Raw genomic sequence first — 9,373 nt, forward strand, 5'->3', positions numbered from 1 at the left:
TCTATTGATGTATTAAAGCTCGACAAGGGTTTCTTTAGGCAAGATGAATCGACGCAAAAAAGAACATATTATTCTTGAAAGTATCGTTGATGTGGCACATAAGTTAAATATCAAAGTTGTGGCAGAAGGGGGAGAAAATATCTATTAAGTAAATTTAAAAAAAATGATTGATTGTAATATTGTACAAGGCGATTATTATTCGAAACCAATTGAAAAAATAGCTTTTGAAAAGTTACTATTATTATGATAAACAAAATAAAAAACAACAAAATTTACACTTCGGATAGCCATAAAACACCATTGCGAGATGAATGGCAGTGTGGTTAAATATTTTTAGTGGATGAATTTTGACTTAGATAAGGAGTCCATGATGAAAAAAATTATTTTAGCCTGCTGTCTAATTCTTCTTAGCACATTTCAACCAGTAAATGCATTTAGTTCTGACGGTGGATTTGATTTGCAAGTGTCAAGACCGGAGTTAAAGTTAAAGGCAAATTTCTTAGGTCAAGAGATTGATATTACGGAAAAGGCTGGTGTAATGAAGGGAGATTCCGTTCAAAGTAGTTTATTTATCAATGATAGAGTTCGTCTCTCTTATGCTGACTTTAGTTATGAAGGTCAGAAACAGTTCTTTTCTAAGGTAAGCTTAAATAATGATTTAACTAGTCAATGGAATTTGACTTATGGTGGGATTGGTTATTTAATGCCGATTGCTAGTCCGTTTGGGGTAGATATGCATATGATTTTTGATGTAAAAGGGTATGAGATGCAATCGAATATGCAGGCACATCTAATGGAAAATGAAGTTTTAAACCAAGAGATTTTTAATTTGCGAGGCATTGCCCCAGCACTTGGTTTTGGTGTTACTAAAAATATTCAAGATAAAGTACAGGTGTATGGTGAGGTTATGGGATTACCTTTAGGTGATTTAGGGTCATATTTTGACCTAGACGCAGGGATAAAAATTAAAATGAATGATATTGCAATGAATTTAGGCTATCGTTCAGTGCATATTGAAAGCGCATATTATAGTTTGAAAAATTTTTTTGATGCGAAATTTCAAGGCCCTTATTTTGGGCTATCTTATGCTTTTTAGTAAAATAAAAATGCTTATATATAGGCAGAAATCCATGTTAAGGTCGCAAGGAAACTTGCGACCTATTTTATTATGTGGTAAAACCCCCATCTACAGGAAGGTTGACTCCTGTAATATGACTTGCTTCATCCGAAACTAAAAATAAGACGGCGTTTGCTACTTCAGCTGGGGCGGCAACTCTATTTTGTGGAGATAGAAGGTGATTCGGTAAGGCAGGTTCCTTTCCAGGTGCTTTACGATTTTCATTGACGCGGTCAATTCCGGCATCAAGCATTGGAGTCTGGATAACTCCCGGACTTACAGAGTTAACTCGGATTCCTTTAGTTGCGTAATCTAATGCCATACATTTTGTCAGCCCGATTACCGCGTGTTTTGAAGTACCGTAAGCGATATTTCCAGGAAAGCCAATCATGCCTGCGATAGAAGCAATATTAACGATTGCACTTTCACTTGTTTGTTTCAACATTTGATTTACTACATAATGTGAACAATAGACCATAGTCATAACATTGCAATCAAGAACTTTTTTGAAGGAAGATATATCTTCTATATTATGAATTGCCCCTTTAACCCCCAAAACTCCTGCATTGTTTATCAAAACATCAACACGACCATATTTATTGACCGTAAAATCTACTAGGTCTTGAACATTTTCTTTAATTGTCATGTCAATTGGTAAAAAATCAACAGCAGGATTTAATTTGCGCAGCTTATCACGTGCTTGTTTTCCTATGCCTTCTTTAAGATCGGAAAAAACGATGGATGCGCCTTCTCGAGCAGCCATTTCAGCGATTGAATAACCGATTCCTCCTGCTGCGCCAGTGATGATAAAAACTTTGTCTGCAAATCTTTGTTTCGTCATAAAGCAGCCTCCATAGTAGAATTTGTTTAGTCATATCATGTCTTGAATTTTCAGAACTATGTAGGTAGGAAAATATTGTTTATTAAGCAAAAAAGATAAAAAGAATTAATGCAGGAGATAAGAAAGTGAGCGGTGTACATTGGATTACAAATAATACAGATTATCCCCTAGTGAGTCTTATAAATATGGGGTTAAAAAAGCAGTGATATGAATTGTGTCAAAAAAGTATACGAAAAAAGTACAAAAATATTTATACATAAATATTGAATAATCTACAAGAGTCAAAAGAGTAGGAAACTGATTTATTTTCCTGCTCTTTTTCTCTTTTATCTAGTACTTAAGTACCAATTTTGTAAAAATAATAATTATGAAACAAATAATGACATAGTTTTACATTGGTTAGGTGTAAAATGCAATTTGAAAGGAGTTTTTGAAATTGCAAAATAAGGAGTTCACGGATGAAACTTAATTACTATAGTATCAAATACAGAAAATATTTTAGTAAGATTACACTAGCTAGTCTAATTGTCCTACAAATAAGCGCAGGCTATTCTTTGGCAGCGAATATTTCACCGACAGTGAGAGAAGAGCAAAACCAACGATTTATTCAAGAAAATTTTGAAAAAGAAGCGCGGCAAAAGCAAAAAGACGTGTTTATGCAAGAAAAAGAACAGGGGAGTGAACAGTTTTCCCTGCCTCAAGAAGACCTTACCTTCTATATCAAACAAATCAAACTAGAAGGACAAGAAGTCAATCAATTTCCCTGGCTAACCAAGCAACTAACACATTATCAAGAACAAAACATCGGCATACAAGGCGTACAAAAAATTGCCAAACAACTAGAAAATAGTTTAATTAATCGTGGCTACATCACAACGCGCATTGTTATTCCAGAACAAGATTTATCTACCGGAACACTAACCTTAAGCCTTATTGTCGGAAAAATCAATCAAATCCGCTTTGAACCTCCAAATAGTCAAGACAATTGGCGTACCGCTTTTCCAACTAAGCCGGGAGATATTCTAAACCTTCGTCATCTAGAACAAGGACTAGAACAACTAAAACGCATTCAATCCCGTGAAGTAGACATGCAAATCGTTCCCGCCGAACAGCTTGGAATGAGCGATATCGTAATCACAGCAAAACAAACAACCCCAATCAGTTTAAGCACTAATATTGGAGACTACGGAAGTGAAGCAACAGGAAAACTACAAATTTATAACAACTTAAAAATAGACAATCTCTTTAATGCCAATGACATTTTAACCATAAACATCAATGACGACGCAGAAAAGCAAGGCGATAAAAAAGGTACGCACGGAGAAGGCTTTAACTACTCCATTCCATATGGAAACTGGACATACACCTTCTCGAAAAACAACTATCAATATCACCAGACCATAATAAGCAATATAGATCACCTTACTTTCTCAGGAGCAAGTGAAGAATACAAATTTCAAACAGAAAAACTAATTTCCCGTAACCAAACGAGCAAAACCTACTTAGAAATGGGAATTCAACATAAAAAAAGCCGCAGCTATCTACAAGATGCGGAAATTTTAGTACAACGAAAAGACACAACAGCGTTAAATCTTGGTCTTTACCATAGAAGATACATCAACCAAGACATTCTAGACTTAAACCTATCCTATAAACGAGGCGTTCCCTGGTTAAATGCACAAGAAGACTTAGCCGATAAAAATAACCAGCTTCCAACCACCCACTACAACCTATGGAACTTTGATGCTACCTACATAAAGCCAATCTCCATCGGGAAAAAACAACTCCAATATCGATTCACCTTTAGCGGACAATATACGAAAGACTACCTCTATGCAGTTGACTGCATTAGTATAGGAAACAGATACACAGTACGAGGCTTTGACGGAGAAGAAACACTAATCGGCGAAAAAGGCTTCTACCTACAAAACGAACTAAGTATTCCAATTGAAGATAAACACCAACTATTTATTGGAATAGACTATGGGCGCGTGACTGGACCGTCAACCAAAGAATACACCAATAAATATCTATTAGGAGCAGTAGCTGGACTACGAGGGCAACTCATAAAAAACATGCAATACGAAGTTTTTGTCGGTTGGCCGCTAAAACATCCAGAAGAAATAAATACATCAAACCAAACCTATGGATTTCAAGTCATGTACAAATTCTAATTCCCTTCAAGGACGAGGAGAGTAAAAATAATGGAAAATCAGAATAACACAGCAAAAAGATTTAGATACAAAATAATAAGCTATATTACCCTTATCATCTATCTACTTCAACCAATCACCATACTACTAGCGAATCCACAAACAACTGTAGCACCGAACGGTGTAGAAATTGTAGAAATCAATGCACCCAATCAAAATGGGCTATCCCATAATCAATACAATCAATTTAACGTAAAAGAAAACGGACTTATCTTTAACAACTCAGGCGCAATCGTAAACACAACCCTTGCAGGCTATATTCTAGGCAATCCGAATATAGGAACAAATCCAGCAAGGGTTATTCTAAACGAAGTCATGGGTACGCAGCCAAGCTACTTAAATGGATATATGGAGATTACCGGAAAGAAAGCTGAACTTATCATTGCCAATCCAAATGGAATTGTTGGCAATGGATTCGGCTTTATCAATGTATCAAAAGCAACGCTTACCACAGGAACGCCAACCTTCGGCAATCAAGGAACATTAGACGGATTTAATGTAAACACTGGAACAATCTCGATACAAGGGCAAGGACTCACCGCAAACACAATTGATCGTGTTGACTTAATTGCCAAAGCGGTAGAAGTCAATGCCGGCATATGGGCAAAAGACCTCAATGTAGTAACAGGAGATAATGTAGTAGACACTGACTTAAATATTCAATCTACAAAACAAAATGAAAATAGCGGTGTAGCACTAGATGTAGGCATTTTAGGCGGAATGTATGCAGACAAAATAAAACTTATCGGCACACAAAACGGTGTAGGTGTAAATAGCAAAGGAACAATTGTCGCAACAGACAGCCTTAAACTAAATCAACAAGGAAAAATCTTTTTAGAAGGAACAACACTTGCGAATCAAGAGCTAGATGTTTTAACGCAAGATGAACTAGAAAATCAAGGACAACTCTATACAAATGGAAACCTATCCATCCAAAGCGAAACAATTACGAATAAAAATTTAATTGCAGCGAAGCAAGCGGCAAAACTAAACTCAAATACAATAACCTCTACAGGAATTTTAGGTGCAGGCATCAATGAAGATAAAACGTTGGCTAAAACAGGCAGTCTAGAAATAAAAGCGGCTGCAATTGCACTTAAAAATGCCAAAACCTATGCAGGCAAAGATATTACTATACAGGCAAAGCAATCCATAGAAAATGACAACAGTACAATTTTAGCAAACGATACAACTACGCTAATAGCAAAAGAAAATATAAACAACACTCAAAATAGCCAGATTGTCAGCGGCAAGACAATGCTCCTCCAAGCTGGAAATACAATTGAAAACAATCAAAGCAGCCTATTTAGTGCAGGAGATATTACACTTCAAACAGATAATGACTTAATTAACAAAAGCGGAACAATTGAAGCACAAAAAAAATTAACAACAAAGGCAAAACAACTTCTTAACGATGAGCAAAGTAAAATCATCAGCATAGAAGGAGAGCTTGGAGCCAATGCGCAAACCATCCAAAATCAAGGACTTATAGGCAGTAATCAAACGGTAACTTTATCCGCAGCAGATATCGCCAATCAAGCTGGGAAGATTATCTCACAAACAGAAATCAACCTTCAAGCACAAAATACACTCAATAACAACAATGGCAATATTCAAACGCAAAAAATAAGTACAATTCAAGCAAAAGATTTACAAAATGCAAATGGACATATTGAGGCAGGGCAAGGAATTAATCTTCATACCAATTCGATGCAGGGACATGGAATCATCCAAGCAGAACAATTTATAAACGTTGACGTCAATGGAGACTATACAAACAGCCAAGAAAGTAGCCTAAAATCTAATGGAACCCTAAATGTTAAAGCAACAGGCAATATTGTTAACCAAGGAATGATGAATGCTGTAAACCAAATTGGAATCAATGGAAACGGACTTAATAATACAGGAACAATTACAGCAAACGAAAAAATTGAAATAAAAACCTTAGATACCTTAAATAATAATGGAAGAATAGATAGTAACCAAATTTCGCTAGATAGTAATATCGTTCATAACAAAGGTACTATCATAGGAGAAAATCTAACAGTAAATACAAACGACTTAACCAATACGGGAAGTCAAGCAATTTTAGCTACAACACAAGATGCAAACTTATACGTAAAAAATACTTTAGATAATCAAGACCATGCGACCATTTATAGTTTAGGGAATATCAAAGTTGCGGCAAATGAAACTGGTGATATGGCAAATCAGATTTTAAACCAATCGGCGATGATTGAAGCTGGAGAAAATATTGACCTTAGTGCTAAAGAGATTACCAATAAACGCACGGAATTTGAAATGGGCGAAATGGTAACAGTTGAGTGTGAAGAAATAAAAAAGCCAAAACCATGGACAGGGGAGGTAATAATAGAGAAAATACCAAAAGAAAAAGAAGAAATAGTTTCCATAAAATATAATAATATTTATGCTGAGATTAGCGGATATAGCAAAGTTTATAGAAAATATACAGAAACAGAAAAAAAGACAATCATAGAAAAAGATTCAGGCGTTGCAACGATACAAGCCGGACAAGATCTAAAAATTCAAGTAGATAGCTTGACAAACTATGTAAGCCGAATTCTGGCTAATCAAAATCTAGCCATTACAAGTAATGAAGTAAATAATATTGCGATAGACCATAAGATTACAACCATCAAAGATGGTGACTTAATGGAATACACAAAAACAACTCATTCTTCCCCATCAGGAGGCGGTGGCGGAGGGTCAAATCCACATACGGTAGAGACAACAAAGAAAATAGGGGATTACCATGAAGAAACAGTTGAACTTATTCCAGGTTATGATTCAACGATCAGTGGCAATCAATCTGTAGAAATAAATACGATAGGACTAAATAATACAAGTACAACGAAGACTGAAAATATATTAGAAAATGCGACCGTTATAAAAAATACTCAAAATACTATCGAAGATAAAAATGCTACAATAAACAAAGATCATAGCTTTGTATTACCAGAGAATGGGCTTTACCATATTAGTAAAACACCGACGAGTAAATATCTAGTGGAGACCGATGCTAGGTTTACAAATTATAAGAATTTTATTTCCAGTGACTATCTATTATCAAGAATTGATTATCCATCAGATAAAGTGCAAAAAAGACTTGGAGATGGATTTTATGAGCAAGAGTTAGTAAAAAAACAATTGAGTGAAAAAACTGGTAGCAATCTTTTAACTGGATATACAGATGGAGAAGAACAATTTAAACAACTTCTTGAAAATGCTGCAAACGTCACCGAATCATTACAATTAAAAATCGGAATAAGCTTAACTCCAGAACAAATCAATGCATTAAATAAAGATGTCGTTTGGCTCGAAGAAAAAGAAATTGACGGTGAAAAAGTATTAGTTCCAGTCGTATATTTAGCAAATACAAATCAAGCGATACTAAAAGAAAACGGTGCAATTATTTCTGGTGGAAATGTAAAAGTAGATGCCTTGGAAAATGTTCTGAATCAAGGAAATATAAAAGCAAACCAGAAGCTTGATTTAAACGTAAAAAATATCTCCAATCAAGGCGGAACAATACAAGCAGGGAATCAATTAAATATAACGGCACAAGAAAATATTTTAAATCAAAGTGCAAAGATTTTAGGTAGAGATATTACATTAAATGCAGGACAAGATATAAAAAATGAGCTGATAACCAGTACAATTTCCTATGGAGATACTGGTAAAAAAGTATTCATGAATCAACAGGCTGAAATTTCAGCAACAGAAAGCTTAAAAATAGATGCCAATAGAGATTTTGTCAACAATGGAAGTAAAGCTTCTGGAAAAGACATTACAATAGATGCTGGAAGAAATGTAGATATCGGAACAAGTATAAGCGAAAAGAAAACGGATACCTGGGATAAATCACATAAAATTCATGAAGAAAAAATAAATACAATAAGCCAAATTAACGCAAGTGGCAATCTTGCAATCAATGCCCAACATGATATTGATATAAAAGGCAGTACTCTTATCGCCAAGGAAGATATTTCTCTTACAAGCGGCAATAATCTCAATATAACAAGCGAAGTAGATACAATTTATGATAAAGATAAATTATCTTACGGTCCTTTTAAACGAAAAGAAACAGAAACCACACAAAATAAAAATGTACTTTCTAGCCTTAATGCAGGAGAAAATATTACGCTAAACAGTAATCATGATATGAATCTACAAGGCGCACAAATCATAGCACAAGATAAAATTGATGTATCTGCCAAAGGCAATATCACCTTAGAAAATGTAAAAGACGAAATAGAGACGAAAGAATATAAAAGAATTAGTGGTGGCTGGGCAAAAACCAATACAGATAACGAAACTGTTATTGGAACAAATTTAACAGCAAACGGCGATATCTCTATCAAAGCAGATGGAGATAACAGCAAGATTCAAATCACAAGCAGTCAAGTCACAAGCAAAAAAGGTGAAATGAATGTAGAAGCAGCAAAAGATATAACCATTGATTCGGCTACCGAAAAACATGAACGAGAATATATTTCACACCAGAAGAAAAGTGGAGCATTCTCAAGTAAAACAACAGATATCTATGACTATCAAAGACTTGATGCAGTTGTAGGCAGTGATTTATCAGGAGAAAAAATAAAAATTAAATCAGGAAATGACATTGCTGTGCAAGCAGGGACAATCATTGCAACAAATGAAGTAAATTTACAAGCAAAAAATGATATACAAATTACAAGTGCAACGCAGACAAGTGAAAGCGAATACATTAAAGAAGTAAGAAAATCAGGCATCTTTGGTGGCGGTGGATTAGGAATTACCATCGGTAAGCAAAAACAAAAAGACAGCTATGCGAACCAAAACAGTGAACAAATTGGCAGTATTGTTGGTAGTATAGATAATAACGTTACGATAGAAACCGGTGAAGGAGTAAAAATAACTGCCAGCGAAGTAATCGCAGGTAAAGATATTAACATCACCGGAAAAAACGTAACGATAGAAAATGCTGACAATACATATAATGCACAAGAAAGGCACGAATTCAAACAAAGTGGACTCACAGTATCGCTAGGCGGTCAAACTATAGAAACGGCACAATCTATTGCAGCCTCACTAAAGCGAGCAGACCAAGTAGAAGATGAACGCCTAAAACAGCTTTATCAATACAAAGCCTATGAAACACTAAAAGAAAATAAAGGTGCTTTAGAAGGCATAAAAAATATT

Annotated in this window: 4 protein-coding genes; 3 read left to right on the forward strand and 1 reads right to left on the reverse strand. The window is 35.1% G+C overall.

What is annotated here, in order from left to right; all coding sequences use genetic code 11:
• Positions 1-370: 370 nt before the first annotated feature.
• Positions 371-1,096 (forward strand): hypothetical protein, encoded by a 726-nt coding sequence (locus ACWZFG_RS08205; RefSeq protein WP_418627265.1) that lies wholly within the window; start codon positions 371-373, stop codon positions 1,094-1,096.
• A gap of 70 nt (positions 1,097-1,166) precedes the next feature.
• On the opposite strand, the gene ACWZFG_RS08210 is transcribed toward ACWZFG_RS08205, so the two are convergent.
• Positions 1,167-1,958, reverse strand: a complete 792-nt coding sequence (locus ACWZFG_RS08210) for an SDR family NAD(P)-dependent oxidoreductase (protein ID WP_418627266.1) — start codon at positions 1,956-1,958, stop codon at positions 1,167-1,169.
• Positions 1,959-2,512: 554 nt separating this feature from the next.
• Between ACWZFG_RS08210 and ACWZFG_RS08215 the strand changes: the two genes are divergently transcribed.
• On the forward strand, positions 2,513-4,132 hold the full coding sequence (locus ACWZFG_RS08215) for a ShlB/FhaC/HecB family hemolysin secretion/activation protein (RefSeq protein ID WP_455577397.1): 1,620 nt from the start codon (positions 2,513-2,515) through the stop codon (positions 4,130-4,132).
• Between the two features lie 30 nt (positions 4,133-4,162).
• A partial coding sequence (locus ACWZFG_RS08220) for a two-partner secretion domain-containing protein (protein WP_455577398.1) occupies positions 4,163-9,373 on the forward strand: 5,211 nt, incomplete at its 3' end.

It is taken from the genome of Anaerosinus sp., from assembly GCF_965318445.1.

Excerpts from the sequence above, each read along its gene's own strand:
- ACWZFG_RS08210 (WP_418627266.1), bottom strand. The coding sequence starts at position 1,958 with ATGACGAAACAAAGATTTGCAGACAAAGTTTTTATCATCACTGGCGCA.
- ACWZFG_RS08205 (WP_418627265.1), top strand. The coding sequence starts at position 371 with ATGAAAAAAATTATTTTAGCCTGCTGTCTAATTCTTCTTAGCACATTT.